This is a genomic window from Pseudomonas sp. 8_5_2 (assembly GCF_059295255.1).
The window spans coordinates 5,831,963-5,858,557 of record NZ_CM181238.1 but is presented as its reverse complement, the minus strand read 5'-3'; the positions used below and the strand labels follow the sequence as shown (position 1 = coordinate 5,858,557).

Here is a 26,595-nt window from a genome sequence, read left to right as displayed (position 1 = left end):
TTCCCTCAAAGGCTGGTTCAAGAGCGGCGCCCCAGGCGTCTGGATGAGCGGCGGCGCGGTGGCCATGGCGGTGATCATGACCGTCGGCCTGCTGGCGGTGATCGCCGTCCGCGGCCTGGGCCACTTCTGGCCGGCCGATCTTGTCCAGGCCACCTACAAGGTGCCCGGCCAGGCTGACCACGTCGTCGTCGGCGAAGTGGTGCAAAAGGAAGACGTACCCCGTGCGCGCCTGAAAGGGGCCGGCCTGCCGGTACCTGACCAGGGCCCGGAGTTCATGACCCGCGAGCTGATCAAGGTGGGTAACCGCGACCTCAACGGCAGCGACTTCACCTGGGTGGTTGGCGACTGGCTGGTCGACGAAAAGTACCCGACCGATCTGATCGCCCTGGAGCGCCGCGAGTGGGGCAACTTCTATGGCTATCTGGTCAGCGTCAAGGAACAGGGCCGTGTGGTCGCCGAGGGCCCGGCCGCCTGGAGCGAACTGCAGGCCCGCCTCAAGCGTGCCAGCCAGCTCAACGGTGAGCTGCAGCAGCTGGAGAAGAAGGACATCGGCGCCATCAACCATGGCCTCGAGCGCCTGCGCCTGCAAGCCCGCAAGCTGGAGCTGGCCGGCAAGCTGGACGCCGCCGCCCAGGCCGACATGGATGCCGACCGGGCCGAGCTGAACAGCCGCTACAAGGCCATCGAAGACCGCCTCAGCGGCCTGCACCAGGCCTTTGCCCGGGACAGCCTGGTGGCCCGCGATGGCAACGGCCGTGAAGTGGAAATCAACCTCAGCAAGGTGGTGCACGCGATCCAGCCCAACGGCATGTCCGCGTTCACCAAGCTGGGCACCTACTTTGCCAAAGTCTGGGAGTTCCTCAGCGACGACCCGCGTGAAGCCAATACCGAGGGCGGTATCTTCCCGGCCATCTTCGGTACCGTGATGATGACCCTGATCATGGCGGTGATCGTGACCCCGTTCGGTGTCCTGGCTGCCGTCTACCTGCGCGAATACGCAAGGCAAGGCCCGGTGACCCGGCTGATCCGCATCGCGGTGAACAACCTGGCTGGCGTTCCGGCGATCGTCTACGGTGTGTTCGGCCTGGGCTTCTTCGTCTACGTGCTGGGTGGCTCGATCGACCGGCTGTTCTTCCCCGAAGCGCTGCCGGCGCCGACCCTGGGTACACCAGGCCTGTTGTGGGCATCGTTGACCCTGGCGCTGCTGGCAGTGCCGGTGGTGATCGTGGCCACCGAAGAAGGCCTGGCACGCATTCCGCGCACCGTGCGCGAAGGCTCGCTAGCCTTGGGCGCGACCAAGGCCGAGACCCTGTGGAAAATCGTCCTGCCCATGGCCAGCCCGGCCATGATGACCGGCATGATCCTCGCCGTGGCCCGTGCCGCCGGTGAAGTGGCGCCGCTGATGCTGGTGGGTGTGGTCAAGCTGGCGCCGTCGCTGCCAGTGGATGGCAACTACCCGTACCTGCACCTGGACCAGAAGATCATGCACCTGGGCTTCCACATTTATGACGTCGGCTTCCAGAGCCCGAACGTCGAAGCCGCGCGGCCGCTGGTATACGCCACTGCGCTGTTGCTGGTGATGGTGATCGCCTCCCTCAACCTCTCGGCCGTGTGGATACGTAACCACCTGCGCGAGAAGTACAAGGCGCTCGACAGCTGACCCAGCCTGCAAGCGTGCCGCCCGTGAGCCGGGCGGCCCTTTGAAACGAATTGATAGCGTATGGAGTTGACCATGCAGCAAGATTCCCACACTCACGGCATCGACATGTCCGCCCTGGGTCGCGACAAGCAGGGCCTGCGCCTGGCCGAAGAGACCGTGGCCATTGAAGTCCCCGGCCTGAGCCTGTACTACGGCGACAAGCAAGCCCTGTTCGACGTCAGCATGAATATCCCGAAACAGCGCGTGACCGCCTTCATCGGCCCGTCCGGCTGCGGCAAGTCGACCCTGCTGCGCACCTTCAACCGCATGAACGACCTGGTTGACGGTTGCCGAGTGGAAGGCGCCATCAACCTGTACGGCAACAACATCTACCGCAAGGGCGAAGACGTGGCCGAGCTGCGCCGTCGGGTGGGCATGGTGTTCCAGAAACCCAACCCGTTTCCCAAGACCATCTACGAAAACGTGGTCTATGGCCTGCGTATCCAGGGCATCAACAAAAAGCGCGTGCTTGACGAAGCGGTCGAGTGGGCGCTGAAGGGTGCGGCGCTGTGGGACGAGGTCAAGGACCGCCTGCACGAATCGGCGCTGGGCTTGTCCGGGGGGCAGCAGCAGCGTCTGGTGATTGCTCGCACCATCGCCGTCGAGCCGGAAGTGCTGCTGCTCGATGAACCGTGCTCGGCACTGGACCCGATCTCGACCCTGAAGGTCGAAGAACTGATCTACGAGTTGAAATCCAAATACACCATCGTCATCGTGACCCACAACATGCAACAGGCGGCCCGTGTTTCGGACTACACCGCCTTCATGTACATGGGCAAACTGGTCGAATTCGGGGATACCGATACCCTGTTCACCAATCCGGCGAAGAAGCAGACCGAAGACTACATCACCGGTCGCTACGGTTAAGCGCGGCTCGCAAGAGCACCCGCTCCTACAAGGCCGCGCTACCAAAGGACAAAACGATGATCAACAAAGAAAGCCTGACCCACCATATCTCCCAGCAGTTCAACGCCGAGCTCGAAGAGGTGCGCAGCCATCTGCTGGCCATGGGCGGCCTGGTGGAAAAGCAGGTCAACGACGCGGTAACCGCGTTGATCGAGGCCGACTCGGGCCTGGCCCAGCAAGTGCGCGAAGTGGACGAGCAGATCAACCAGATGGAGCGCAATATCGACGAGGAGTGCGTGCGCATCCTCGCCCGTCGTCAGCCGGCGGCCTCCGACCTGCGCCTGATCATCAGCATTTCCAAGTCGGTGATCGATCTGGAACGCATCGGTGACGAAGCGACCAAGATCGCCCGCCGTGCCATCCAGCTGTGTGAAGAGGGCGAGTCGCCGCGCGGTTACGTCGAAGTGCGCCATATCGGTGACCAGGTGCGCAACATGGTGCGCGACGCGCTGGACGCCTTTGCCCGCTTCGACGCCGAGTTGGCGTTGTCGGTGGCCCAGTACGACAAGACCATCGACCGCGAGTACAAGACCGCCCTGCGCGAGCTGGTGACCTACATGATGGAAGACCCGCGCTCGATCTCGCGGGTACTCAGCGTGATCTGGGCGCTGCGTTCGCTGGAGCGTATCGGTGACCATGCGCGCAACATCTCCGAGCTGGTGATCTACCTGGTGCGCGGCACCGACGTGCGCCACATGGGCCTCAAGCGCATGACTGCAGAAGTGCAGGGTACCGCTTTCGCCGACGGCGAAAAGGCTAATGTTCCGGGCAAACCTGACGATAAATAAGGTTGCTCCCGTGCATCGACGCCCGGCCTACGCCGGGCGTTTTCGTTTGCGGTCGAGGAGCCGGCAGGCACCCGCGAACGATGTGAAGAAGTCCCGGCGTGACCAGGTTGTAGCAAATGGCCATTATTTGCCAGTAGGCTAGTCGGGATTCAAAAGGAGTATCGATGAGTAAAGTGAATGTGCTGGTCGTGGATGACGCCCCGTTTATCCGTGACCTGGTCCGCAAGTGCCTGCGCAATGCCTTTCCGGGCATGGCCATCGACGATGCGGTCAACGGTCGCAAGGCCATGGCCATGCTGGGCAAGGAAGCATTCGACCTGGTCCTGTGTGACTGGGAAATGCCGGAAATGTCCGGCCTGGAACTGCTCACCTGGTGCCGTCAGCAGCCTGCGCTGAAAAACCTGCAGTTCATCATGGTGACCAGCCGTGGCGACAAGGAAAACGTCATTCAGGCGATTCAGGCGGGCGTTTCCGATTTTGTCGGCAAGCCGTTCACCAACGAGCAACTGCTGACCAAGGTGAAAAAGGCCCTGAGCAAAATCGGCAAGCTCGACAGCCTGATGGCCATCGGCCCTGCACGGGGCAATTCAGCGTTTGCCAATGATTCGCTGAATGCGCTGACAGCCGGCAAGCCGGAGGCGGTCAAGGTCGCGGCGCCGGCTCCCGCCAGGCCAGTGGTCACGGCTCCCGCTGCAGCCGCGACGGCTAGCACCACGCCGAGCGGTCGCGGGCAGGGCCAGCTGCGCCTGGCCAGTGGCATGCAGCCGTGCGTGATCAAGGCGCTGAGCCTTAAAGAAGCGCTGCTGGTAGTGCGCCGCAGCGAAGCGCTGCCGCAGGTGCTGGAGGGCGCGGTGCTGGACCTGGAACAGGGCGAAAGCGCTGAAGTGGCACGGCTCAATGGCTACCTGCATGCCGTTGCCGCACTGGAGCCCAAGCCTGACAGTGACTGGCTGCAACTGACCTTCAAGTTTGTCGACCAGGACGCCCAGAAGCTCGACTACCTGTCGCGGCTGATTGCCCGTGGCACTGCGCAGAAACACTTCTCCCCCGGCGCTTGATAGCCAAGGGCAGGATGCGCCCAGGGGAGCGACTGCCTGGCGCAGAACTTGAAAAGCCTGTGCGATCCCTGTGGGAGCGGGCTTGCCCGCGAACACGGGCGAAGCCCGTGCCATCCACCCCGTCGCCTGCTTCGCGGGCACGCCCGCTCCCACACAGCGTGTCATCCGACCAGCTGTCATACCCGCCACAAAACCCGCTGCTAGGCTTCGACAGATCACAACTGTCAAAAAGCCACTATCATGCCCGCCCGCCTGCTGCTGTTCTGTGCCTTGCTCCTGGCCTCGGCGTCGAGCCTGGGCGTTACCCTGCATGCGATCACCGATGACCGCGGGACGGTCTCGTACTCCGATCGGCCAGGCCCCGGTTCCAGGGCTACGCAGCTGAACGAACCCATGTTCGAGATGATGGAAAGCGAGGTACGCCTGAACGCGATCGTGTTTCAGGGGGGCGTGAGTTTCTCGGCACGTAACGAACTGCTTGTGCCCGTGCAGGTCGAGTTGCGCCTGGACAACCTGGTCAATGCACAAGGCGGCGATGCCCCGCGCTTCGTGCGCCGCGTGCTGCCGCCGCGTACAACACAGCTGCTCAGCGTGCTGAGGGGGCGCCCCGGGACATTGCTGAATTACCGCTCGACCCTGCTGCAGGCAATGGGTGACCCCGGCAAGCGGCCGCAAGGCTACCGTTACGCGTTCCCGTGGGTGGGGGGGCCTTTCCGTGTCACCCAGGGCCCGAATGGTCGTGTCAGCCATTTCGGCCCCAAGGGGCGTTACGCCATGGATATCGCCATGCCCGAAGGTACTACCATCATTGCGGCGCGGGAGGGTGTGGTGGTGAGCATGGAGAATAGCCAGAGCGGACGCGGGCCGAACCCGGCCGGCAACTTCGTCAGGATCCTGCACGCCGACGGCACAATGGGCGTCTACCTGCACCTGATGCGCGGATCGGTGGCCGTGGCGGCGGGGCAGCGGGTGCGGCTAGGCCAGGTGCTGGCCAAGTCGGGCAATACCGGTAACAGCACCGGCCCGCACCTGCATTTCGTGGTGCAGCGCAACGTCGGGTTGGCGCTGGAGTCGATTCCATACCGGTTCGACAGGCCCATCAGCGGGTTGCCGGATTTTACTGCGGGCAACCCCTGATCGGTATAGCCGTCAATCCAGCTTGAGCACCTTGGCCAGCACGATCTTCGGCCCTTTCATCTTCTTGATGATGATGCGCAGCCCTTCGACCTCCAGCACTTCCTCTTCTTCAGGCACACGCTTGAGCGTCTCGTAGATCAACCCGGCCAGGGTTTCTGCCTCGATATGGTCAAGGTCAATGCCCAACAGGCGCTCGACCTTGAACAGCGGCGTGTCGCCGCGCACCAGCAGCTTGCCCGGCTGGTAAGCGAGGATGCCGCGTTCGGTCTTGCGGTGCTCGTCCTGGATATCGCCCACCAGCACTTCAAGCACGTCTTCCATGGTCAGGTAGCCGATGACCTTGCCATCGGCTTCCTCCACCAGCACGAAGTGCGCGCCGCCCTTGCGGAACTGCTCCAGCAACTGCGACAGGGGCATGTGCCGCGACACGCGCTCCAGTGGCCGGGCGAGGTCTTCCAGATCGATGTTCTCGGGCAAGTGCTCCAGTTCGGCCAGCTCCAGCAGCAGGTCCTTGATGTGCAGCAGGCCGGTGAACTCCTCGCGTTGGGCGTCGTACACCGGGTAACGGCTGAACTTGTGGCGGCGCACCAGGGCCAGGATCTGCTTCAACGGCGCCTGCGCGTCGATGCTGACCATGTCCTCGCGCGAGTTGGCCCAGTCGACCACTTCCAGCTCGCCCATCTCCACCGCCGAAGCCAGCACACGCATGCCTTGGTCGCTTGGGTCCTGGCCACGGCTGGAGTGCAAAATCAGCTTCAGCTCCTCACGGCTGTAGTGGTGCTCGTGGTGCGGGCCGGGCTCGCCCTGGCCGGCAATGCGCAGGATGGTGTTGGCACTGGCATTGAGCAGGTAGATAGCCGGGTACATCGCCCAGTAGAACAGGTACAGCGGTACCGCCGTCCACAGCGACAGCAGCTCCGGCTTGCGGATCGCCCACGACTTGGGTGCCAGTTCGCCGACTACGATGTGCAGGTATGAGATGACGAAGAAGGCGACGAAGAACGAAACACCCTTGATCACTTCGGGCGAGTCGACACCGAAGTACGCCAGCAGCGGTTCGAGCAGGTGGGCGAAGGCGGGCTCGCCGACCCAGCCCAGGCCCAGCGAGGCCAGGGTGATGCCCAGCTGACAGGCCGACAGGTAGGCGTCCAGCTGGTTGTGTACCTTGCGCAGGATGCTGCCGCGCCAGCCGTGCTGTTCGGCGATGGCCTCGACGCGTGTGGAGCGCAACTTGACCATGGCGAACTCGGCGGCAACGAAGAAGCCGTTGAGCAGCACCAGCAGGAAGGCGAAGATGATCATGCCGAAATCGGCGAATAACGAGGTGAGGCTGATACCAGGGGAAGGGTCCATGATGGAGTTTTTACGGGGTCCGTCTTTGAGATAGGAAGAAAAAAAGTGCCAGCTCTAGCTGGCACAGGGGATCCAATGTAGCGGCTGGGGCAATAAAAGCAAATAGCCGAGGATTTATTGCGGTCCCTGTGGGAGGGGCGTGCCCGCGAAGGGCCGCACAGCGGCGCCGCTATCAACCCTTGTCGTTAGCCAATTGTGTCGGCGTAAAGTGACAGGTAAAGGTACTGCCATGCCCCGGCACGCTGCTGATCTCCAGCTTGCCGCGGTGGCGCATCAGCACATGCTTGACGATCGCCAGCCCCAGCCCGGTGCCGCCGGTATTCGACGCACGGCTTGAATCCACCCGGTAGAAGCGTTCGGTCAGGCGTGGCAAGTGCTTGGCATCGATACCCACCCCCGAGTCCTGCACCGACAAGTGCGCACCCTGCGCATCTGCCCACCAGCGGATGCGGATGTTGCCTTCGTCCTGGGTGTACTTGACGGCATTGAACACCAGGTTGGAAAAGGCACTGCGCAGTTCCGATTCGCTGCCCTTCAGGCGTATGCCCGGGGCGGCCTCGAGGGTGATGCGCTGGTTGCGCGGCCCCGACAGTGCCTGCGCGTCGTTCTTGATCGCCGCGAGCAAGGCATCGACGGCCACCGGCTGGTTGTCCGACGGGTAATCGGTGGCTTCCAGCTTGGCCAGCAGCAGCAGGTCGTTGAGCAGGGTCTGCATGCGCGAGCCCTGCTGGCTCATCTGCTGCAGGGCGCGGCACCAGCGCGGGTTGACGTCCGCGACGTTGTCCAGCAGGGTTTCCAGGTAACCGGTGATGACTGTCAGCGGCGTGCGCAGTTCGTGGGACACGTTGGCGACGAAGTCCTTGCGCATCTGTTCCAGCTGGTGGATGCGTGTGACATCGCGCACCAGCATCAGGTGCTCGTTGTTGCCGTAGCGGGTGATGTGCAGCTGCACGCGCATGCGGTCGTTGATCGGTGAGGGGATTTCCAGCGGTTCGAGGTAGTTCTCTGCCTCGAAGTACTCCTTGAAGCGCGGGTGGCGGACCAGGTTGGTCACCTGCTGGCCGCCGTCCTGTGGGGTCTTGAAACCCAGCAGGGTCTCGGCGGCGCGGTTCCACCATTCCAGGTTGCCATCGCTGTCGAGCATGATCACTGCGTCTCGCAGTGCGGCGGTGGACTCCTGCACCCGGTCGATCACTGCCTGCAGGCGGCCGCGCACGCGCTGGTCGCGGCGTTGCAGGTGGTAGATGCTGTCAAACACCTCGCCCCACAGGCCATAACCATCGGGCGGTGCTTCGTCGGGTTGGTGGTTGCGCAGCCAGTCATGCAGGCGCAACAGTTGCTTGAGGGTCCAGCCCAGGTAAAGCGCAAGGCCGATGGCCAGGCTCCAGCCATAGTAGCCGCTGACCAGCCCGCCTATCAGGCAGACGGTGATCAGCAGCAGCAAGTGGCGAATCAGGGTCGCGTGCCAGTTCTGGTTCAATTGACGGTCCTTGTACAACGACGTGCAGCTTGGCGCTTTTGAACTCGATCAGCTCTTGGTCGAGAAGCGGTAGCCAGTGCCCCGGACGGTTTGTACCAGATTTTCGTAGGCTTCACCCAGCGCCTTGCGCAGGCGCCGAATGTGCACATCGACCGTGCGTTCTTCGACATAGACATTGCCACCCCAGACCTGGTCCAGCAGCTGGCCGCGGGTGTAGGCGCGCTCCTGATGGGTCATGAAGAACTGCAGCAGGCGATATTCGGTAGGGCCCATTTCGGCCGGCTTGCCATCGATGGTCACGCGGTGGCTGATCGGATCGAGCAGCAGGCCACCCACTTCGATCGGCGCTTCGCTGTCGCTCGGGCCAGTGCGGCGCAGCACGGCTTTCAGGCGGGCGACCAGCTCACGAGGTGAGAACGGCTTGGTGATGTAGTCGTCGGCGCCTACTTCCAGGCCCTGGATCTTGTTGTCCTCTTCACCCTTGGCGGTAAGCATGATGATCGGGATGTCGCCGGTCAGCTCGTCGCGCTTGAGGCGGCGGGCGAGTTCGATGCCGGAGGTGCCTGGCAGCATCCAGTCGAGCAGGATCAGGTCCGGCTTGCGGTCGACGATGATCGCATGGGCCTGTTGGGAGTTTTCCGCTTCCAGGCAGTCATAGCCGGCCATTTCCAGGGCAACGGCGATCATCTCGCGAATAGGCGCTTCGTCGTCGACGATCAGAATGTTCCTGCCAACCATGCTCAAAACCTCTCCTGGATTCGGTGTCTTGGCCCGCATTAGATAACGGAATTATTGCAGCTGTGTGACAGGGTGTTGGCCGTTCTGGCGACATTCCATGACTGAACTAGGCTTCAGAGGGCCGCTGAAGCGGCAATCCGAACTCATTTCCCCCGAAACAATGGTGAATCCAATGACACGACAAACGCTGAGCTGGATGGCCCTTTTCACTGCGCTGGCGCTCCCGGGGGTGGCCTCGGCCCACCATGCCATGGAGAAGGATGGCATGTGGGTCGATCATGCTGGCATGACGCTGTACACCTTTGACAAGGATGCGGGCGGCAAGTCGATGTGCAATGGCGAATGCGCTACCAACTGGCCGCCATTGATGGTCAGTGATGGCGAAAAGGCCGAGGGCAAGTGGACGCAGATCAAGCGTGATGACGGCAAGATGCAATGGGCCTATGACGGCAAGCCGCTGTACACCTTCGTCAAGGACAAGAAGGCCGGCGACATGACCGGTGACGGTATGAAGGACGTGTGGCACGTTGCCAAGCCTTGAAGGTGCCGGGGCCGCTGTGCGGCCCATCGCCGGGAAGCCAGCTCCCCCAGGCCATGTACAAGCCCTGAAGGTGGCGCCGTACCTGTTGGAGCTGGCTTGCCGGCGATAGCGCCATCAGCATTAACGCAACGCGTAATCCAGCACCACCCCGATGAACACCAGCAACCCCGCCCAATGATTGTGCAGGAACGCCTTGAAGCACGCGTCCCGGTCCAGCTTGCGCGTCGACCAGTACTCCCAGGCGAAGCACGCCGCCGCACCCAGCAGCCCCAGGTGGAACCAGCCACCCAGCTCGAAACGGCTGCCCGCCAGCAACAGGCAGCCGAGCGATAGCAGCTGCAAGGTCAGGATGATGTTGCGGTCGGCCTCGCCGAACAGGATCGCGGTCGACTTCACGCCAATTTTCAGGTCGTCATCGCGGTCGACCATGGCGTAGTAGGTGTCGTAACCCACCGTCCACAGCAGGTTGGCGATATACAGCAGCCAGGCGCTGGCCGGCAGCTCGCCACCTGCGGCAGTGAAGGCCATGGGGATGCCCCAGGAATACGCTGCCCCCAGTACCACCTGCGGATAGTAGGTGTAGCGCTTCATGAACGGGTAGCAGAACGCCAGGGCCACGGCGCCGAACGACAGCCACACCGTGCGGCTGTTGGTGCACAGCACCAGCAGGAAGCTCACCCCGACCAGGATGGCGAACAGCGCCAGTGCCTCGCGTGGCCGGACCCGGCCACTGGCCAGGGGGCGGTCGGCGGTGCGCTTGACGTGGCCGTCCACCTTGCGGTCGGCAAAGTCGTTGATGCAGCAGCCGGCAGCGCGCATCAGCACCACGCCCAGACCGAATATGAGCACGTTGGCCAAGGTCGGCGAACCGTTGCCGGCAATCCACACTGCCGACAGGGTTGGCCACAGCAGCAGGTAGATACCGATTGGCCGGTCCATGCGGCTGAGCTGGACAAAGTCCCACGCGCGCGGGTGCAGACGGTTGAGCGACTTCAGCAGTTGCAGGTACATCAGCGGTTATCCTCCTTGGCCGCTTGCCACACTGCCGGCAGAAACACTTCTGCTACCAGCAGTTCCAGGCCACCACGTTCGAAGCGCGAGCGACGCCCCCAGAGCGCTGCATCGGCCGCTGCAGGCGGCAGCCAGGCCTGTGGATAAGTGCAGACCTCGATCGGGTGGCGGATGAACGCCTGGTCGCAGAACAGCAACTCTCCCAGCGAACGGCTGCCCAGGGTTTTCAGGTCCAGGCCGCCGCGCTCCAGGGCACTGCGGCTGGCAACGCTGCGGGCGAACACCCAAGGCTGGCCATGGCCACGCAAGTACACCTCGCGCACCCAGCCTTCGGCACCCGCAGCGATACCCAGCGCCTGGCATTCGTCATCGCGCAGCGGCTGCCAGCCCTCGAACAGTGGGGTGACGGAAAACTGGTCATTGGCCAGGCGGGTCAGGCGGCGAGTCAGCGAGCCCTCGTCGAACAGCCAGTCAAGGATCGGCTGGTCGATGTCGGTCGCCAGCTGTGAATACGGCAGCCACGCGACAGCGGCTGCTTGCGGGGATTCGTACGACACGTTGGTATGCTTTGTCACAGCCAGAGAGGCGGCGAGCTTAGCATGATTGCCCTGACTGCTTGCATACTGCCGGCAGGGCCGCTACAAAGCCCTACCCTGTGTGAGGATTGAGCCTGATGAAAAAATGGCAGTGTATTGTTTGTGGCCTGATTTATGACGAAGCCGAGGGCTGGCCGGACGACGGCATCCCCCCTGGCACCCGTTGGGAAGATGTACCGGAAGACTGGCTGTGCCCTGATTGCGGCGTCGGCAAAAGCGACTTTGAAATGATCTTCATCGGCTGATAGAGGAAAGCACGACATGACGTCCCCCGTGGTAATCATCGGTACCGGCCTGGCGGGCTACAACCTGGCCCGCGAGTTTCGCAAGCTCGATACGCAGACGCCGCTACTGCTGATCACCGCCGATGACGGTCGGTCCTACTCCAAGCCCATGCTCTCCACCGGCTTTGCCAAGCACAAAGGCGCCGATGGCCTGTGCATGGCCGAGCCGGGTGCCATGGCCGAGCAACTGAACGCAGAGATACGCACCCACACCCGTATCAGCGGCATCGATCCGGGTCACAAGCGCCTGTGGATCGGCGAAGAAGCCGTGGAATATCGCGACCTGGTGCTGGCATGGGGCGCCCAGACCGTGCAGGTGCCGATCGAGGGCGATGGCAGCCGGCTGGTGTTCCCGATCAACGACCTGGAAGACTACGCGCGCTTCCGTGCTGCAGCCGATGGCAAGCAGCGGGTACTGATCCTCGGTGCCGGCCTGATCGGTTGCGAGTTCGCCAACGACATGAGCCTTGGCGGTTTTCAGGTCGACGTCGTCGCGCCGTGCGAGCAGGTCATGCCAACCTTGCTGCATCCGGCTGCTGCCAGCGCCGTGCAGGCCGGGCTGCAAGCCCTGGGTGTGCGTTTCCACCTTGGCCCGGTGCTGACCCGCCTGCAGCAGGCAGCTCATGGCCTGGAGGCGCATCTGTCGGATGGCAGCGTGATCGCCTGCGACCTGGTGGTCTCGGCCATCGGCCTGCGCCCGCGTACCGACCTGGCCGCCGCCGCCGGCCTGCAGACCAACCGCGGCGTAACTGTCGATCGCCAGCTGCGCACGTCGCACGCCAATATCTACGCGCTTGGCGACTGTGCCGAGGTCGATGGCATCAACCTGCTTTATGTAATGCCGCTGATGAGCTGTGCCAGGGCCCTGGCGCAAACCCTGAGCGGGACACCGACGGCGGTTGCCTACGGGCCGATGCCGATTACCGTAAAAACCCCTGCTTGCCCACTGGTCGTTTCGCCGCCGCCTCAGGGCCGCGAAGGTACCTGGCAGGTAGAGGGGCAGGGCAGTGACCTCAAGGTGCTGTGCCTGGATGCCGACGGCAAACTGCTGGGCTACGCACTGACGGGTGCAGCCGTGATGGAAAGGCTGGCGCTGAATCGCCAACTGCCGCCGCTGATGGCGTAAACAGCGGTCGTTCTGTCGGTTTTATCCTGTTGTTGCCTGCACAATGGCCGCCCAGATACTGGCGCGGCCCCGGTGCACGTGCCATTCTCACTTCCGTCTGCCGCAGATTAGAGCCTGCGGTGCCTTGAGCGCTGCTCCCCGAGGCAGCACGGCATAACAACAAGAATTCCGTCAAAGAGGCTTCACTATGCGCAAACCAGAACTCGCCGCAGTCATCGCCGAAAAGGCCGATCTGACCAAGGAAAAGGCCAATCAGGTTTTGAACGCGATTCTCGACAGCATCACCGGTGCCCTGGACAAGGACACCGTGACCCTGGTCGGTTTCGGCACCTTCGAAAAACGCCATCGCGGCGCGCGTACCGGCAAGAATCCGCAGACGGGTGAGCCGGTCAAGATCAAAGCCAGCAATACCGTGGCCTTCAAACCAGGCAAAAACCTGAAGGACAGCGTCAACGTGCCTGCCAAGCCGGCCAAGAAGGGCAAGTGATCGCTGCCTGACTATCCCAGTGTCAGCCAAACGGGCGCCCCAGAGCGCCCGTTGTGCTTTCTGAAGGCAAAATGCTTCGAATTTGCGTAAATAGTTCTGGAAGAGGATAAACTGCGCGCCTTAGTCATTTTTAATTCGAGGCGCGTTGATGAAGTTCCGCTTTCTTCTCTGGGCCATGGGGCTGTTGATGGCCAGGGCCAGCCGTAAAAACCCGGCATTCCAGCAGCAGCTCAAGGGCAAGGACCTGGTGTTCCAGATGCAGACTCTGGACGGCAAGGTCGCCCGGCACTTCATCGTCAGTAACGAGCGGATTGGCAGTAAAGGCGGTGCACACCCGCAGCCGGCCTTCGCCATTGCGTTCAAGGACGCTGCCTATGGCTTTGCCACCCTGCAGGCGAGCAACAAGCCGTTGGCGTTCATGCAGGGGATTCAGGACAAGAATATCCAGATCAAGGGCAACCCGGCGCTGGTGATGTGGTTTCAGGGCTTGATGAAATACCTGAAACCGAAGAAGAAGGGCTGAAATTTGTAGGGGGCTGCCTTGCAGCCCAATCGCCGGCAAGCCAGCTCCTACAGGTTCGGTACACGCCTGAGGGAAGTGGTGTTCCTGTGGGAGCTGGCTTGCCGGCGATTGGGCCGCAAAGCGGCCCCATTTGATGTCAGTGCGGTGCGTGGAACTGCGAGGCCAGCTCCCGCAACAGGCTCTCGGCTTCGAGCACCTTGTTCACCACGTCGTCTGCCTTGTGCCGGGTAATCCCCAGCCGCTCCAGCAGCTCGTCAGGTATCTCTTCCTGCGGCCCCGAGCCAATTCCTCGCGAGCGCAGCAGGCGGGTTGCCAGGCACACCAGGTTGGGGAATGCAGCATACGCGCCGTCATAAGCAGGGTCGTGCTGGAAGCGCAGCGCGGTCTGGAGTTCCTCCGGCATGTCCCACAGCTTCATCAGCCATGCGCCGATCTGCTCGCGGCTGATGCCCAGCAGGTGCTGTTCTACATAGGTGTGGTGCAGGTGCGGGTTGACCTCCAGGTGGCGGCAGATCAGCGAAAAGTGTGGCGGGAACACGTGCGCCAGCAGCAGGTAGCCAAAGTTGTGCAGCAGGCCGGCCAGGTAGGTCAGGCCCGCCTCGGGGCGTTCAGCCCGTGGCATGGCGCGGGTCAGGCCTTCGATGATCGCGGCGGTGTAGATCGATTGCTGCCAGTAAGGCGTGGCCTGTTGCGGGTGGTCTTTCGGCAAGCTCAGGGTTTTGCCCAGTGCCAGGCCCAGGGCCAGGTTGATCACCAGGTCGAAGCCCAGCACGCGCACGATGGCGTCTTCCACCGAGCGGATCTTGCCCGGTGAGGCGTAGTAAGGCGATGCCGCCCAACTCACCACCTGCGCCGCCAGCGCCGGGTCGGTTTCGACCACGCCGGTGATGTCGTCGATGCTGGCGTTAGGGTCTACCCGCAGCTTGATGATCTTCTGTGCGGTGTCGGCCAGCGGCGGAATTTCGATGGTTTCTTCCAGGCGTTTCTGGATTCGCCGGGCCGTAAAGGCTTGTACCGCCTGGCTGATTTCGTGGGTGTCATCATCGGGGCGATCGAGGTTGGGGTTGATCGCCTCGACCTCCTGCCCAAACGTGCTGGCACTGGCCTTGGCCAGCATCCGCTTGAAATGCGCACGCTCGATTGCCAGCAACAGGCCGGCTTCGCCGGACTCGATGTAGACGGTTTCGGCGTCGAGCAGGGTTTTTTCGTACTGGCTCGGTGAGCTGGTCAGGGCCGGTATGCCCGGCAGGGCCTTGAGCTGGTGCTTGTCGAGCATCTGCTTCAGGCGAGGCATCGACACCGCAGTCAGCTTGCGGCCGGTCAGTTCCGTCAGCCGGTTCAGGTCCAGCAGCTGGCTCTGCGGGAACAGCACCATCAGGGCGCCGACCTCGTCGTCGAGCAGCACGGCCTGTACCCGCGACGCTGCCGGCAGGTGCGAATCTTCGGCCACCTCGCGGTAGGCTACGCCAAGCTTGTCGAGCAGCAGCCTGATGACAGAGGGTGCATGTGGGGTTGCGGTGTCCAGGGCAACTTCAGTCATGGTCCGTATCCACTGATTCTTTTAAACGCGAAGTATAACCAGCCCCGGGGCAAATCTGGATCCATTCTGGGACTGGCGTCACACTTGGCCATATTGCTGGCCATGCCGCAGCCAGCGGTCGAGCAGCGGGCTGACATGATCGGGCCAGCGTGCGATCAGCGCCTGTGCCGCGTCGCGCACGGCCGGCAGCAGGTCGGCGTCGCGTATCAGGTCGGCGACCTTGAACTGCAGCAGGCCGGTCTGGCGAGTGCCCAGCATCTCGCCCGGACCACGCAGCTCCAGGTCTTTTTCGGCGATGATGAAGCCATCGTTGGTTTCGCGCATGATGCCCAACCGCTCGCGGCCGATCTGCGACAACGGCGGGTGGTACAGCAGCACGCAATGGCTGACGGCGCTGCCCCGGCCTACCCGGCCGCGCAGCTGGTGCAACTGAGCCAGGCCCAGGCGCTCGGGGTTCTCGATGATCATCAGGCTGGCATTGGGCACGTCCACGCCCACCTCGATGACCGTGGTGGCGACCAGCAACTGCAGGTTGCCGGCTTTGAACTCGGCCATGATCTCGGCTTTTTCCGCCGGCTTCATTCGCCCGTGGATCAACCCCACCCGCAGCTCGCCCAGGGCGCTGCCAAGCTCCTCGTAGGTGCTTTCTGCCGCCTGGCAGGTCAGTTCTTCGGACTCTTCGATCAGGGTGCACACCCAGTAGGCCTGGCGCCCCTCGGCGCAGGCCGCGCGGACCCGCTCGACCACTTCGAAGCGCCGGCTGTCGACCACCAGTACCGTGTTCACCGGGGTGCGCCCGGGGGGTAGTTCGTCCAGTACCGAGGTGTCCAGGTCGGCGTAGGCGCTCATCGCCAGGGTCCGCGGGATGGGCGTTGCGGTCATGATCAGCTGGTGCGGGCACATCTCGCCGGCCACGCCTTTCTTGCGCAGGGCCAGACGTTGCTGCACGCCGAACCGGTGCTGTTCGTCGATGATCGCCAGTGCCAGATGCTTGAACTTCACTTCTTCCTGGAACAGCGCATGGGTGCCGACCACCATGGGTGCGCCGTTGGCAATCTGCTCCAGGGCGCTGACCCGGGCCTTGCCCTTGAGCTTGCCGGCCAGCCAGGCGACTTCGATGCCCAGCGGTTCGAGCCAGCGCTTGAAGGTGATGTAGTGCTGCTCGGCGAGGATCTCGGTGGGCGCCATCAACGCCACCTGGTAGCCGGCCTCCAGCGCTTGCAGCGCAGCCAGGGCGGCGACCACGGTCTTGCCGGCGCCCACGTCACCCTGCACCAGGCGCAGCATCGGTTCGTGCTGGCTCAGGTCATAGGCAATTTCGTTGGCCACCCGCTGCTGCGCGCCGGTGGGCTGGAAACCGAGGTTGGCCAGGTACTGCGCCTGCAGGCGCTTGGCCTTGGGCAATACCGGTGCCCGCAGGCTGCGCAGGCTCTCGCGCAGGCGTTGCTGCGACAGCTGGTGGGTCAGCAGCTCCTCGAAGGCCAGGCGGTGCTGGGCCCAGTGCTGGCCCTCGGCAAGCTCGTCGAGGTCGGCGTCCGCCGGCGGGTTGTGCAGGTAGCGGATGGCATCGTCCAGCGGCGCCAGCTGGTAGTCCCGGGCCAGCTCGTCCGGCAGCCAGTCGGGCAGGCTGCGCGGGCCGAGCAGGCTCAGGCTTTGCTGGCACAGCAGGCGCAAGCGTTGCTGGGTGAGGCCTTCGGTGGACGGGTAGATCGGCGTCAGGGTCTGCTCGACCGGTGGCGGCGGCTCATCGCCGTTAAGCGCGCGGTACTCCGGGTGGTAGATTTCCAGGCCCGAGGCACCGGGGCGCGCTTCACCGTAGCAGCGCAGGTGAGTGCCACGCTTAAGGCCTTCCTTTTGCGCGTTACTGAAGTGGTAGAAGCGCAGGCTCAACACCCCAGTGCCGTCGCCCAGGCGCACCACCAGGCTGCGACGCTTGCCCATGGTCACGTCGGCGCCGCTGACCACGCCCTCGATCACCGCGTCCTGGCCGGGCCGCAGCTGGCCGATCGGCACCACGCGGGTACGGTCCTGATAACGCAGGGGCAGGTGGAACAGCACGTCCTGCAAGTTCTCCAGGCCGACCTTGGCGAGTTTTTCCGCCATGGCTTCGCCAACCCCTTTGAGCACGGTGACCGGGACTTTCGACAGCTCACTCATGACTCAGGCCGGTTGTTCTGCAGGGGCCTTGGCCACCGAACACAGACGGATCGAGTCGGCGAGGATCTCGATGGCTTTGGGCCGTGGGAAGCTGGCGCGCCAGGCGATGGCTACCGTTCGGAACGGTGCCGGTGCAGTCAGTGGGCGCACCTCGATGACCCCGGGTGCATAGTGATGGCTGTGCACTGCCGACAGCGGCAGGATCGATACCCCAAGGCCCGATGCGACCATGTGACGGATGGTTTCCAGCGAGCTGGATTCGACCGTGGTGTGCCTGGAGCCTTCACCACCCTTGTTCAGGGTTGGGCAGGCTTCGAGGACCTGATCGCGGAAGCAGTGGCCCTCACCGAGCAGCAGCAGGCTCTTGTCGTTGAGCATGGCGGTGTCGATGGTCTTTTTTGCCGTCCACGGGTGGTCGGCGGGCATCAGCGCGCAGAACGGTTCGTCGTACAGCGGCAGGGTCAGCACGTCGGCTTCGTTGAACGGCAGGGCGATGATCACTGCGTCGAGTTCGCCGTTGCGCAGTTTTTCGCGCAGCACGTGGGTGAAGTTTTCTTCGATGTACAGCGGCATCTGCGGCGCTACGCGGTGCAGTTGCGGGATCAGGTGCGGGAACAGGTAGGGGCCGACGGTATAGATGGCACCCACCTTGAGCGGGGCGGTCAGCTGGTTCTTGCCGGCCTGGGCCAGCTCGCGAATGCCCTGGGCCTGCTCCAGTACCTTCTGGGCCTGGGCGACGATGCTCTCGCCGACCGGGGTCAGGCGCACCGCGCTCTTGCTGCGTTCGAAGATCAGCACGCCAAGCTCATCCTCGAGCTTCTTCACACCGACCGACAGGGTCGGTTGGCTCACGTGGCAGCGTTCGGCGGCATGGCCGAAGTGCTGTTCCTGGGCGAGTGTGACGATGTAGCGTAATTCTGTGAGGGTCATAACGTGCGTCCATGAAGTTGCGGGCCCAGCATAGCGGCTGCAATTGATAGACGCACGTTATCAGACTTGCCGATTTGTGACAGAACCAAAAGTCTCAGCGGCGGTCAAGCGAGTAGACAAACGGTGCCACGACTTCGATCGTGCCATTGTTCAGCAACTCGGGCGGCGGCTTGGGTACCTTGCCGGCCCGACGGATCATTTCCAGGGTCGCCCGGTCCAGTGCTGCACTGCCCGAACCACCTGCCATGGCGTACGACACTACCTTGCCCTCGGCGTCGACCACGAAGCGCAGGCGGTTGATGCCCTGCAGGCCGCGACGGCGCGCGTCTTCGGGGTACCGCTTGTACTTGGCCAGGTGGCGCAGCAGGTCGCTCTGCCAGGTAGGCAAGGCGTTGCTGTTGGACGCAATGCTCGGTGCCGGTGCCGCGGATTTCTGCGGTGGCGCGGTGCTGGGCGGGGCGTCTACGGTCTGCTCGGTTGGCGGTGCTTCCTTGGGCGGCTCAGGCTTTTTCTCGGGTTTGGGCGGCTGCGGCTTGACCTTCGGCTTGGGCGGCTTGTGGATGGCAATCTTGGGTTTCGGCGCTTCCACCACCTTTGGCAGCGGCGGTTCTTCTACCGGTGCCGGTGGCTGCGGGGCGGCTTTAGGAGGTGGTGGCGGCGCGGGCTCCGGCAGCGGTGCCAGTTCGACCATCATCGCTGCCGGGGGCAGTTCGATGGCCTGAGGCACCGACCAGTTGAGCGTCAGCAGCACGGCGACCACGTGCACGCCCAGCACGATCGCCAGGCTGCCACCGTAGCGCGCCATGTTCGAGCGCGTTTTTGTCATTTCTTGGCTGCCGTCTCTAGTCCGACCAGACCGACTTTCAGGTAGCCGGCCGCGCGCATGTTGTTCATCACTTCCATCAGGTCACCGTAATCCACGCCTTTGTCGGCCTGGAAGAAGATGGTGGTTTCCTTGTCACCCTTGGTCTTGGCGTCGAGCATCGGGCCAAGCTGGTCGGGTGCCGCTACCTGATCGTCGCCGACATACAGCTTCTGGTCGGCCTTGACGCTGACGAACACCGGTTTTTCAGGCCTCGGCGCCGGTTTGGCGGTCGAGGCCGGCAGGTCGACCTTGATGTCGACCGTGGCCAGGGGGGCGGCGACCATGAAGATAATCAGGAGCACCAACATCACGTCGATGAACGGCGTAACGTTGATTTCGTGGTTTTCGGCGAGGTCGTCGCCACCTTCGTTGAGATGCAGGCCCATGGCTTACCCCACTTTCACCATGTGCGGGGCAGCGCGCTCGCTGCCCTGATGGTCCAGGTCACGGCTGACCAGCAGCAATACCTGAGCGGAGGCGTCGGACACCTGGGCCTTGTAGCCGGCGATGGAGCGGGCGAAGACGTTGTAGATGACCACGGCCGGAATGGCCGCGACCAGGCCCAGGGCGGTGGCCAGCAGGGCTTCGGCGATGCCCGGGGCGACCACGGCCAGGTTGGTGGTCTGGGTTTTGGCGATGCCGATGAAGCTGTTCATGATGCCCCAGACGGTACCGAACAGGCCGACGAAGGGTGCGGTGGAACCGATGGTGGCGAGCACGCCGGTGCCGTTGCTCATGGTGCGGCCGCTGGCGTGTACCAGGCGCTCCAGACGGAAGCTGACGCGTTCCTTGATGCCTTCTTTCTCGCGAGCGTTGGCCGAAAGGCGCATTTCTTCGAGGGCGTCGTGGACCAGGGTGTAGGCCAGGGTGCCTTCCTTGTTGGAGACTTCGCTGGCTTCCTTGAGGGTGGCGGACTTCTTCAGCTGGGCAATTTCACCACGCAGGCGACGCTTGGCGCCCATCAGCTCGAAGCCCTTGGCGATCCAGATGGTCCAGGTGATGATGGAGGCGATTGCCAGGCCGATCATGACGATCTTCACCACGATGTCGGCGTTCTTGTACATGCCCCACGGCGACAGGTCGTGGGCCATGCCCAGCGAAGTGTCTTCGACCAGGGCTTCAACGCTCGGGTCTACTGCAGCTGGCGCATCAGCCGGTTTGACAGAGGCGTCGCCAGCTGGCGCCTGGGTATCGGCAGCCGGTGCCGGTGCCGCTGCAGGTGCAGCTGGGGCAGAGGCGGCGGCAGGGGTGGTGCTGTTGGCGGTTGGCTCATCGGCCATGGCTACCGGGGCCAGCACCAGGCTGAGGGTCAGCGCGGCGATGGCGCGCCAGGCGCGCGACGGGGTTGGCGAAGCGGAAGGTTGAATACGTGTCATGCTGGCCGGACCTGATGAAGAAAAAAGTGAACGTTCTCCAAGGCCTCGAGATTGGCCGAGAACAAATTGGCGGCCATTATTGCAAGTAATTCTTGTTAACAAAAGTAATCTTGTTGCTTTTTTCGCCTATGGTGTAGCCGCCCATCGTGTAGCGTGGCTGGGCTGATCAACTGGTCTAGGGAGTTTAGAGATGTCAGACCTTTCCGTAATGGTGGTGGGATGTGGTGATGTAGGTGGGCGTCTTGCCCGGCAATTGCTGGCCCGCGGCTGGCAGGTAAGCGGCCTGCGTCGCGCGGTCGCGCAGCTGCCCGCAGGTGTCGTGCCGGTTGCCGCAGACCTTGCCGACGCATCGATTCCGCCAGCCTGGCCGCAGCGCGCGCCGGACTACCTGGTGTATTGCGTGGCGGCCAGCCAGCACGACGAGGCGGGTTACCAGGCGGCCTATGTCGACGGCCTGCGCCATGTGCTGGCCTGGCTGGCCGAACGTGGCCAGCGCCCGCGTCGCCTGCTGTTCGTTTCCAGCAGCAGCGTGTATGCGCAAAAAGACGGGGAATGGATCGAGGAAAGCGCGGCCACCGAGCCTGAAGGCTATTCCGGGCGGGTGATGCTTGAGGCCGAGCAGCTGGCGCTGGCCAGCGGTATGCCGGCGAGCGTGGTGCGCCTGACCGGCATCTATGGCCCCGGCCGTGAGTGGCTGCTGAGCCAGGTGCGCCAAGGCTACCGCGTGGCCGATGAGCCGCCCCTCTATGGCAACCGCATCCATGCCGAGGATGCCGCCAGCCTGCTGGCGTTCCTGCTGCAGGCCGACGCCGACGGCAAGGTGTTGGACGACTATTACATCGGTGTCGACGACGACCCGGCGCCGCTGGCCGATGTAGTGGCCTGGCTGCGTGGGTATATGGGGGTCACAGAGTGGTCCGATGAGCAGCGGGTGCGGCGTACCGGCAGCAAGCGCTGCAGCAACGCCCGCGCGCGCGCATTGGGCTGGGCGCCGGTGTATCCGAGTTACAAGGAAGGCTATGCGGCAATCCTGAAAGGCGTGCGCTGAGACTGCCGGCCTCTTCGCGGGTGAACCCGCTCCCACAGGAACTGCACCGCCGGTGAGCGCGGTGCTATCCCTGTGGGAGCGGGTTCACCCGCGAAGAGGCCGATAAGGTCCAAGCGCGAGTTCAGTCGCTTTCAGTCCTTCTCCAGCACCCACTGACGCGTACCCGCCGCCAACTGTGGCATTTCATCCGACTGCGCACGGTTCACCGCCTGGAAGATCTCCAGCTTGTCGCCATCGCGCTTGATGATGAACGGCGCACCACGCTGGTTGCGCTCCAGCCACAGGCTGTCGTTGCTGCCACCCATGGTCGCGCAATCGCCGGCCAGGCACAGGGCGAAGCGGTCCGGGCCTGGCAGGCCGGTCACGCTACCGGTATCGCCGAAGCGCACTTTCGCGCCTTGACCCTGGCCTTCGAGAATTTTCCATTCCCCACCCAGGTAAGCCTGGTACAGCGCTTTTTCAAAGCTGCTGCCCAATGGCGCGTTGCCCGCGACGGGGTTCTTCACGCGGACGAATGCCTGTTTGCTGCCGCTCTGGTCGCTGGTCAGCAGTTCGTCACCATCGAGCTCCAGCTGCTCGGTCTGGCCACCAAGGAAAGTGGCCTGCAGCTGTTTTTCAACCGCGCTCAGCTGGCCGTCGGCAGCCTCGAAACCATTGCTGAAGCTGGCCTGGTGGTTGGCGACGTCGAGCTTCCATTCGAATACCGGGCCATGCTGGTTCAGGGCCTGGCGCAGGCTGTTGCCTTTGACGGCGGCTTTGATGGCGTCCTGGTTGATCCAGGTGCCGTTGAAATCTTCAGGTTTGTGGCTGGCGCAGCCGCCCAGTAGCAGGGCTGCCAGCGCGAGGGGCAGTGCTTGACGCATGACGGGGAAACCTTGCAGAGAAGGGAGGGTGACGGGCAGGGCGCCCGTCACCCGAGGCATCATTCGATGACCAGGATGGCGTCCATTTCGACCTGAGCGCCTTTTGGCAGTGCGGCAACGCCGATGGCGGCGCGGGCCGGGTACGGCTGCTCGAAGTAGCGGCCCATCACCTCGTTGACCTTGGCAAAGTGGCTCAGGTCGGTAAGGAAGATGTTCAGCTTGACGATGTCCTTGAACGAACCGCCTGCAGCTTCAGCCACGGACTTGAGGTTCTCGAACACTTGCACGGTCTGGGCTTCGAAGCCTTCGACCAGTTCCATGGTCTTTGGGTCCAGCGGGATCTGGCCCGACATGTATACGGTGTTGCCGGCCTTGATCGCTTGCGAGTAGGTGCCGATAGCGGCAGGGGCTTTGTCGCTGGTAATGACGGTCTTGCTCATGATGACTCCTTGCGGTTGGCGGACTACGTACGCATGCGGGTGATGCGGACCACTCCGGTCAGGGTACGCAGCTTCTTGATCACACGCGCCAGGTGCACGCGGTCGTGCACGCTGACCACCAGCTGGACCACGCTGATACGGCCGTCGCGTTCGTCCATGCTGATCTTCTCGATGTTGCCGTCGGCGGCGTTGACGCTACTGGCCAGCAGGGCGATCAGGCCGCGCTGGTGCTCCAGTTCGACACGCAGTTCGACATTGAACTCGCCCGAGATGTCCTTGGCCCACGAAAGCTGCACGCACTTCTCGGGGTTGTGACGGATTTCGCTGATGTTGCGGCAGTTTTCCAGGTGCACCACCATGCCCTTGCCGGCCGACAGGTGGCCGACGATCGGGTCACCCGGGATTGGCGTGCAGCACTTGGCGTAGCTCAGCACCAGGCCTTCGGTACCGCGGATCGCCAGCGGGCCTTCCGGCGCCGGCAACTGCTCGCCTTCGGCCGACAGCAGGCGGCGCGCGACCACGTAGGCCATGCGGTTGCCCAGGCCGATGTCTTCGAGCAGGTCTTCGATCAGTTCCAGGCGGTATTCGGCAAGAATTGCCTGGACGCGCTCCTGCGGGATTTTCTCCAGGCTGCTGTCGAAGCCGGTGAGCACCTTGTTCAGCAGGCGTTCGCCCAGGCTGATGGACTCGGAGCGGCGTTGCTGCTTGAGCGCGTGGCGGATGTGCGTGCGCGCCTTGCCGGTGACCACGAAGTTGAGCCAGGCCGGGTTCGGCCGTGCGCCCGGGGCGCTGACGATTTCCACCGTCGAGCCGCTTTGCAGCGGTTCGGACAGTGGCGCCAGGCGGCGGTTGATGCGGCAGGCGATGCAGCTGTTGCCGACATCGGTGTGCACCGCGTAGGCGAAGTCCACCGCGGTGGAGCCTTTGGGCAGCTCCATGATTCGGCCTTTGGGCGTGAACACGTAGACCTCGTCCGGGAACAGGTCGATCTTCACGCTCTCGATGAATTCCAGCGAGTTGCCAGCACGTTGCTGCAGCTCGAGGATGCCCTTGACCCACTGGCGGGCGCGGGCATGGCTGCCCTTGGGCTGGTCGTCGTCATTGGACTTGTACAGCCAGTGCGCGGCGATGCCGTTGTTGGCCATCTCTTCCATCTCGCGGGTGCGGATCTGGATTTCGATGGGCACGCCGTGCATGCCGAACAACGTGGTGTGCAACGACTGGTAGCCGTTGGCCTTGGGGATCGCGATGTAGTCCTTGAAGCGCCCGGGCAGCGGCTTGTACAGGTTGTGCACGGCGCCGAGCACGCGGTAGCAGGTATCGACCTTGTCGACGATGATGCGGAAGGCGTACACGTCCATGATCTCGTTGAAGGCGCGGCGCTTGCCACGCATCTTCTTGTAGATGCCATAGAGGTGTTTCTGCCGGCCGCTAACCTCGCCCGCGATGCCGTCGGCAGCCAGGCAGTTGGCCAGCGACTGCTCGATCTTGGCGACGATCTCTTTACGGTTGCCGCGTGCGCTTTTCACTGCCCGGTGAATCAGCGACGAGCGCATCGGGTGCATGGCCTTGAAGCCGAGGTCTTCGAATTCCACGCGCACGGTGTGCATGCCCAGGCGGTTGGCGATGGGGGCGTAGATCTCGAGGGTTTCCTTGGCGATGCGTCGGCGCTTTTCGCCGGACAGCACTTCGAGGGTGCGCATGTTGTGCAGGCGGTCGGCCAGCTTGACCAGGATCACGCGGATATCGCGGGCCATGGCCATGGCCATTTTCTGGAAGTTCTCGGCCTGCGCCTCGGCCTTTGTCTCGAAGTTCATCTGGGTCAGCTTGCTGACCCCATCTACCAGTTCGGCCACTGTCTCGCCAAACTGCTGGCTGAGGGCTTCCTTGGCGATGCCGGTGTCTTCGATCACGTCGTGCAGCATGGCCGCCATCAGGCTCTGATGGTCCATGTGCATGTCGGCGAGGATGCTGGCCACGGCCAGTGGGTGGGTCACATAGGGCTCGCCGCTGCGGCGGCGCTGCCCATCGTGGGCCTGTTCGGCGTAGAAATAGGCACGCCGGACCAGGTTGACCTGTTCAGGGCCCAGATAGGTCGACAGCCGTTCGGCCAAGGCTTCTATACCCGGCATGGGATAACCTCCTGCCGAGGAAGACGGCCTTGCGCCGTGCGACGTCGACCTGGCATCAATCAGACAGCCTCGTTGTTCTCGTCCTCGAACGCGGCGAACACCGGATCCTCGGTGACGATCTCTTCAGCGGCGATGAACTCGTTGGTGACGATGCCTTCGGCAATTTCACGCAGGGCAACAACGGTTGGCTTGTCGTTTTCCCATGCTACGCGTGGCTCTTTGCCGCCGGTCGCCAGCTGGCGAGCGCGCTTGGTCGAGAGCATGACCAGCTCGAAGCGGTTATCCACGTGTTCCAGGCAGTCTTCAACAGTTACGCGGGCCATGGTCTTCCTCAGTAGCAAATGCGGTGGGCGTGCAGCCCGATAATGGGCAGGCGGACTCGATAGTATAAAAATTCACCAGCCAATAGGGAAGCGCTGTTTTGTCGGGCCGCTTTATCCTCGGGCCTGCCGGCGCACCCTGTGGGAGCGGGTTTACCCGCGAAAGGGCCGCAACAGACACCCTCGATGCATGAGCCCGACGATAACCTCAGAGCATCGCACCGCGCAACCGCGGGGTCAGCTCTTCGAACAAAGTCTGCACCGAGCGCAATGCCCGACAATCCGGGCGGGTAAGCAGCCACAGCTGGGTATCGCAGCCCGGCAGCGGCCCGCTCAGCGCATCCACCCCTGGCAGCGCATGCACCATGTAGTCCGGCAGCGCCGCCACGCCCAGCCCGGTGCTGACCAGCTGGGCTATGGTCGACATGCCACTGCACTGGTAGCGCGGGCTCAGCCCTGGGTGCTGCTGGTTGCGCCAGACCACCGTGGGATGATCCTGCATCGAGTCGTCGGGGGCGATCCAGGGCACGCTGGCAGGCGCCTCGTCCAGGCGCTCGCGCCATTGGGGCTGGCCGCAGATGACATAGGAGGTGGAGCCAAGGTTGCGGCCCACCAGGTGCTCCGGCGGCGTGTTGGTCAGGCGCAGGGCAATGTCGGCATCGCGCCGGCTGAGGTTGGCGAAGGTGTTGGAGGTGCCCATCTCCAGCGACAAGGCGGGGTAGTTGGGCATGAACTCGGCCAGCGCCGGCAGTAGCAGGCTGTGCATGACGGCCTCGGTGCAGGTCAGGCGCACCGTGCCGCTGACCACCTGCTCGCCACTGGTCATGGCGATACGCGCCGCCTCCAGCGCCTGTTCGGCGCGCTCGGCCTGCTCGGCCAGGGCCTGGGCAGTGTCGGTCGGCAGGTAGCCCTTGCGGCTCTTGACGAACAGCGCGGTGCCGAGTGCCGACTCGAGTCGGCGAATCGAGCGGAATACGGTCGAAACGTCGACTTTCAGCAGCTCGGCGGCCTTGGCCAGGGAGCGGCCACGTTCCAGCGCCAGTACCAGTGAAAGGTCGGCATGTGTGATCTGATATTGCATTGGTGCACGCTCTGCTTGCCGAATTGCCAATGTCTGTTGCGTCAGGGCCATTTTATAGTGAAACGGCCCCCCGGAATCAATGCGCCCGGTCGGGCAACCAGTCCCCACGATGGGAA

At 63.5% G+C, this 26,595-nt stretch carries 27 protein-coding genes; 11 read left to right on the top strand and 16 right to left on the bottom strand.

The annotated features are described in order from the left end of the window. Positions 1-43 precede the first annotated feature (43 nt). The 5 genes from pstA (at position 44) to AC5O5R_RS26755 (ending at position 5,588) form a co-directional block, all read left to right on the top strand. The gene (gene pstA, locus AC5O5R_RS26775) at positions 44-1,660 is read left to right on the top strand and encodes a phosphate ABC transporter permease PstA (protein WP_172229204.1); all 1,617 of its coding nucleotides are present in this window, start codon (positions 44-46) and stop codon (positions 1,658-1,660) included. A gap of 72 nt (positions 1,661-1,732) precedes the next feature. Then, positions 1,733-2,566: a phosphate ABC transporter ATP-binding protein PstB gene (gene pstB, locus AC5O5R_RS26770; RefSeq protein WP_172233661.1), complete on the top strand. Its 834-nt coding sequence runs from the start codon at positions 1,733-1,735 to the stop codon at positions 2,564-2,566. Positions 2,567-2,622: 56 nt separating this feature from the next. Continuing rightward, positions 2,623-3,393, top strand: a complete 771-nt coding sequence (phoU, locus tag AC5O5R_RS26765; protein ID WP_172285897.1) for a phosphate signaling complex protein PhoU — start codon at positions 2,623-2,625, stop codon at positions 3,391-3,393. A gap of 164 nt (positions 3,394-3,557) precedes the next feature. After that, entirely contained in the window at positions 3,558-4,451 is an 894-nt protein-coding gene (locus tag AC5O5R_RS26760; RefSeq protein WP_172228664.1) for a response regulator, read from the top strand. 240 nt (positions 4,452-4,691) lie between these two features. Beyond that, positions 4,692-5,588: a M23 family metallopeptidase gene (locus AC5O5R_RS26755; protein ID WP_172285896.1), complete on the top strand. Its 897-nt coding sequence runs from the start codon at positions 4,692-4,694 to the stop codon at positions 5,586-5,588. A 12-nt stretch (positions 5,589-5,600) separates the two neighbouring features. On the opposite strand, the gene AC5O5R_RS26750 is transcribed toward AC5O5R_RS26755, so the two are convergent. From AC5O5R_RS26750 to phoB, 3 genes are all read right to left on the bottom strand, one after another. Next, positions 5,601-6,941, bottom strand: coding sequence for a hemolysin family protein (locus AC5O5R_RS26750; protein WP_172228667.1), 1,341 nt, complete (start codon positions 6,939-6,941; stop codon positions 5,601-5,603). A gap of 172 nt (positions 6,942-7,113) precedes the next feature. Further along, positions 7,114-8,421, bottom strand: a complete 1,308-nt coding sequence (phoR, locus tag AC5O5R_RS26745) for a phosphate regulon sensor histidine kinase PhoR (RefSeq protein ID WP_494514866.1) — start codon at positions 8,419-8,421, stop codon at positions 7,114-7,116. A 48-nt stretch (positions 8,422-8,469) separates the two neighbouring features. Next, on the bottom strand, positions 8,470-9,159 hold the full coding sequence (gene phoB / locus AC5O5R_RS26740) for a phosphate regulon transcriptional regulator PhoB (RefSeq protein ID WP_003253341.1): 690 nt from the start codon (positions 9,157-9,159) through the stop codon (positions 8,470-8,472). A 172-nt stretch (positions 9,160-9,331) separates the two neighbouring features. Here phoB and AC5O5R_RS26735 point away from each other — a divergent pair, with 172 nt between their 5' ends. Then, complete coding sequence (locus tag AC5O5R_RS26735; RefSeq protein ID WP_172228671.1) at positions 9,332-9,700, top strand: COG4315 family predicted lipoprotein; 369 nt, start codon at positions 9,332-9,334, stop codon at positions 9,698-9,700. A 120-nt stretch (positions 9,701-9,820) separates the two neighbouring features. Here the strand turns inward: AC5O5R_RS26735 and ubiA are convergent, their stop codons facing one another. Next, positions 9,821-10,711 carry a 4-hydroxybenzoate octaprenyltransferase gene (gene ubiA / locus AC5O5R_RS26730; protein ID WP_172285894.1) on the bottom strand — a complete coding sequence of 297 codons (891 nt, stop codon included), beginning with the start codon at positions 10,709-10,711 and terminating at the stop codon, positions 9,821-9,823. Further along, positions 10,711-11,268, bottom strand: coding sequence for a chorismate--pyruvate lyase family protein (locus AC5O5R_RS26725; protein WP_494511857.1), 558 nt, complete (start codon positions 11,266-11,268; stop codon positions 10,711-10,713). The genes ubiA and AC5O5R_RS26725 overlap by 1 nt, the downstream gene beginning before the upstream one ends. A gap of 116 nt (positions 11,269-11,384) precedes the next feature. On the opposite strand from AC5O5R_RS26725, the gene rubA reads away from it, so the two are divergent. The 4 genes from rubA to AC5O5R_RS26705 all read left to right on the top strand — a co-directional run bounded on the left by rubA (position 11,385) and on the right by AC5O5R_RS26705 (position 13,727). Then, positions 11,385-11,552: a rubredoxin RubA gene (gene rubA, locus AC5O5R_RS26720; RefSeq protein ID WP_172228677.1), complete on the top strand. Its 168-nt coding sequence runs from the start codon at positions 11,385-11,387 to the stop codon at positions 11,550-11,552. A 16-nt stretch (positions 11,553-11,568) separates the two neighbouring features. Then, complete coding sequence (locus AC5O5R_RS26715) at positions 11,569-12,717, top strand: NAD(P)/FAD-dependent oxidoreductase (protein WP_494511856.1); 1,149 nt, start codon at positions 11,569-11,571, stop codon at positions 12,715-12,717. 187 nt (positions 12,718-12,904) lie between these two features. Next, positions 12,905-13,204, top strand: a complete 300-nt coding sequence (locus AC5O5R_RS26710) for an HU family DNA-binding protein (protein ID WP_172233148.1) — start codon at positions 12,905-12,907, stop codon at positions 13,202-13,204. Between the two features lie 148 nt (positions 13,205-13,352). Continuing rightward, positions 13,353-13,727, top strand: coding sequence for a helicase (locus AC5O5R_RS26705; RefSeq protein WP_494514865.1), 375 nt, complete (start codon positions 13,353-13,355; stop codon positions 13,725-13,727). Between the two features lie 136 nt (positions 13,728-13,863). Here AC5O5R_RS26705 and AC5O5R_RS26700 read toward each other — a convergent pair whose 3' ends face one another. The 6 genes from AC5O5R_RS26700 to exbB form a co-directional block, all read right to left on the bottom strand. After that, positions 13,864-15,267: an aminoacyl-tRNA deacylase and HDOD domain-containing protein gene (locus AC5O5R_RS26700; RefSeq protein WP_172285891.1), complete on the bottom strand. Its 1,404-nt coding sequence runs from the start codon at positions 15,265-15,267 to the stop codon at positions 13,864-13,866. 78 nt (positions 15,268-15,345) lie between these two features. Beyond that, the gene (recG, locus tag AC5O5R_RS26695) at positions 15,346-17,424 is read right to left on the bottom strand and encodes an ATP-dependent DNA helicase RecG (RefSeq protein ID WP_494514864.1); all 2,079 of its coding nucleotides are present in this window, start codon (positions 17,422-17,424) and stop codon (positions 15,346-15,348) included. A 3-nt stretch (positions 17,425-17,427) separates the two neighbouring features. Beyond that, positions 17,428-18,354 (bottom strand): hydrogen peroxide-inducible genes activator, encoded by a 927-nt coding sequence (locus tag AC5O5R_RS26690; RefSeq protein WP_087500924.1) that lies wholly within the window; start codon positions 18,352-18,354, stop codon positions 17,428-17,430. Positions 18,355-18,448: 94 nt separating this feature from the next. Beyond that, positions 18,449-19,180 (bottom strand): energy transducer TonB, encoded by a 732-nt coding sequence (locus tag AC5O5R_RS26685; protein ID WP_172232091.1) that lies wholly within the window; start codon positions 19,178-19,180, stop codon positions 18,449-18,451. Beyond that, complete coding sequence (exbD, locus tag AC5O5R_RS26680; RefSeq protein WP_003253367.1) at positions 19,177-19,605, bottom strand: TonB system transport protein ExbD; 429 nt, start codon at positions 19,603-19,605, stop codon at positions 19,177-19,179. The genes AC5O5R_RS26685 and exbD overlap by 4 nt, the downstream gene beginning before the upstream one ends. A gap of 3 nt (positions 19,606-19,608) precedes the next feature. Beyond that, positions 19,609-20,595 (bottom strand): tonB-system energizer ExbB, encoded by a 987-nt coding sequence (gene exbB, locus AC5O5R_RS26675; RefSeq protein WP_494514863.1) that lies wholly within the window; start codon positions 20,593-20,595, stop codon positions 19,609-19,611. Positions 20,596-20,785: 190 nt separating this feature from the next. On the opposite strand from exbB, the gene AC5O5R_RS26670 reads away from it, so the two are divergent. Beyond that, the gene (locus AC5O5R_RS26670) at positions 20,786-21,643 is read left to right on the top strand and encodes an SDR family oxidoreductase (RefSeq protein ID WP_172285888.1); all 858 of its coding nucleotides are present in this window, start codon (positions 20,786-20,788) and stop codon (positions 21,641-21,643) included. Between the two features lie 131 nt (positions 21,644-21,774). On the opposite strand, the gene AC5O5R_RS26665 is transcribed toward AC5O5R_RS26670, so the two are convergent. The 5 genes from AC5O5R_RS26665 to AC5O5R_RS26645 form a co-directional block, all read right to left on the bottom strand. Next, complete coding sequence (locus tag AC5O5R_RS26665) at positions 21,775-22,506, bottom strand: hypothetical protein (protein ID WP_172285887.1); 732 nt, start codon at positions 22,504-22,506, stop codon at positions 21,775-21,777. 59 nt (positions 22,507-22,565) lie between these two features. Then, on the bottom strand, positions 22,566-22,946 hold the full coding sequence (locus AC5O5R_RS26660) for a RidA family protein (protein ID WP_016489827.1): 381 nt from the start codon (positions 22,944-22,946) through the stop codon (positions 22,566-22,568). A gap of 23 nt (positions 22,947-22,969) precedes the next feature. After that, on the bottom strand, positions 22,970-25,078 hold the full coding sequence (gene spoT / locus AC5O5R_RS26655; RefSeq protein ID WP_172285886.1) for a bifunctional GTP diphosphokinase/guanosine-3',5'-bis pyrophosphate 3'-pyrophosphohydrolase: 2,109 nt from the start codon (positions 25,076-25,078) through the stop codon (positions 22,970-22,972). A 59-nt stretch (positions 25,079-25,137) separates the two neighbouring features. Beyond that, positions 25,138-25,401 carry a DNA-directed RNA polymerase subunit omega gene (gene rpoZ / locus AC5O5R_RS26650; protein WP_003253383.1) on the bottom strand — a complete coding sequence of 88 codons (264 nt, stop codon included), beginning with the start codon at positions 25,399-25,401 and terminating at the stop codon, positions 25,138-25,140. A gap of 205 nt (positions 25,402-25,606) precedes the next feature. Beyond that, positions 25,607-26,479 (bottom strand): LysR family transcriptional regulator, encoded by an 873-nt coding sequence (locus AC5O5R_RS26645; protein WP_172285885.1) that lies wholly within the window; start codon positions 26,477-26,479, stop codon positions 25,607-25,609. Between the last annotated feature and the right edge of the window lie 116 nt (positions 26,480-26,595).

Coding starts and splice junctions, on each gene's coding strand:
- pstA (WP_172229204.1), top strand. CDS start 44: ATGAGCGGCGGCGCGGTGGCCATGGCGGTGATCATGACCGTCGGCCTG.
- pstB (WP_172233661.1), top strand. CDS start 1,733: ATGCAGCAAGATTCCCACACTCACGGCATCGACATGTCCGCCCTGGGT.
- phoU (WP_172285897.1), top strand. CDS start 2,623: ATGATCAACAAAGAAAGCCTGACCCACCATATCTCCCAGCAGTTCAAC.
- AC5O5R_RS26760 (WP_172228664.1), top strand. CDS start 3,558: ATGAGTAAAGTGAATGTGCTGGTCGTGGATGACGCCCCGTTTATCCGT.
- AC5O5R_RS26755 (WP_172285896.1), top strand. CDS start 4,692: ATGCCCGCCCGCCTGCTGCTGTTCTGTGCCTTGCTCCTGGCCTCGGCG.
- AC5O5R_RS26750 (WP_172228667.1), bottom strand. CDS start 6,941: ATGGACCCTTCCCCTGGTATCAGCCTCACCTCGTTATTCGCCGATTTC.
- phoB (WP_003253341.1), bottom strand. CDS start 9,159: ATGGTTGGCAGGAACATTCTGATCGTCGACGACGAAGCGCCTATTCGC.
- AC5O5R_RS26735 (WP_172228671.1), top strand. CDS start 9,332: ATGACACGACAAACGCTGAGCTGGATGGCCCTTTTCACTGCGCTGGCG.
- ubiA (WP_172285894.1), bottom strand. CDS start 10,711: ATGTACCTGCAACTGCTGAAGTCGCTCAACCGTCTGCACCCGCGCGCG.
- rubA (WP_172228677.1), top strand. CDS start 11,385: ATGAAAAAATGGCAGTGTATTGTTTGTGGCCTGATTTATGACGAAGCC.
- AC5O5R_RS26715 (WP_494511856.1), top strand. CDS start 11,569: ATGACGTCCCCCGTGGTAATCATCGGTACCGGCCTGGCGGGCTACAAC.
- AC5O5R_RS26710 (WP_172233148.1), top strand. CDS start 12,905: ATGCGCAAACCAGAACTCGCCGCAGTCATCGCCGAAAAGGCCGATCTG.
- AC5O5R_RS26705 (WP_494514865.1), top strand. CDS start 13,353: ATGAAGTTCCGCTTTCTTCTCTGGGCCATGGGGCTGTTGATGGCCAGG.
- AC5O5R_RS26700 (WP_172285891.1), bottom strand. CDS start 15,267: ATGACTGAAGTTGCCCTGGACACCGCAACCCCACATGCACCCTCTGTC.
- recG (WP_494514864.1), bottom strand. CDS start 17,424: ATGAGTGAGCTGTCGAAAGTCCCGGTCACCGTGCTCAAAGGGGTTGGC.
- AC5O5R_RS26690 (WP_087500924.1), bottom strand. CDS start 18,354: ATGACCCTCACAGAATTACGCTACATCGTCACACTCGCCCAGGAACAG.
- AC5O5R_RS26685 (WP_172232091.1), bottom strand. CDS start 19,180: ATGACAAAAACGCGCTCGAACATGGCGCGCTACGGTGGCAGCCTGGCG.
- exbD (WP_003253367.1), bottom strand. CDS start 19,605: ATGGGCCTGCATCTCAACGAAGGTGGCGACGACCTCGCCGAAAACCAC.
- exbB (WP_494514863.1), bottom strand. CDS start 20,595: ATGACACGTATTCAACCTTCCGCTTCGCCAACCCCGTCGCGCGCCTGG.
- AC5O5R_RS26670 (WP_172285888.1), top strand. CDS start 20,786: ATGTCAGACCTTTCCGTAATGGTGGTGGGATGTGGTGATGTAGGTGGG.
- AC5O5R_RS26665 (WP_172285887.1), bottom strand. CDS start 22,506: ATGCGTCAAGCACTGCCCCTCGCGCTGGCAGCCCTGCTACTGGGCGGC.
- AC5O5R_RS26660 (WP_016489827.1), bottom strand. CDS start 22,946: ATGAGCAAGACCGTCATTACCAGCGACAAAGCCCCTGCCGCTATCGGC.
- spoT (WP_172285886.1), bottom strand. CDS start 25,078: ATGCCGGGTATAGAAGCCTTGGCCGAACGGCTGTCGACCTATCTGGGC.
- rpoZ (WP_003253383.1), bottom strand. CDS start 25,401: ATGGCCCGCGTAACTGTTGAAGACTGCCTGGAACACGTGGATAACCGC.
- AC5O5R_RS26645 (WP_172285885.1), bottom strand. CDS start 26,479: ATGCAATATCAGATCACACATGCCGACCTTTCACTGGTACTGGCGCTG.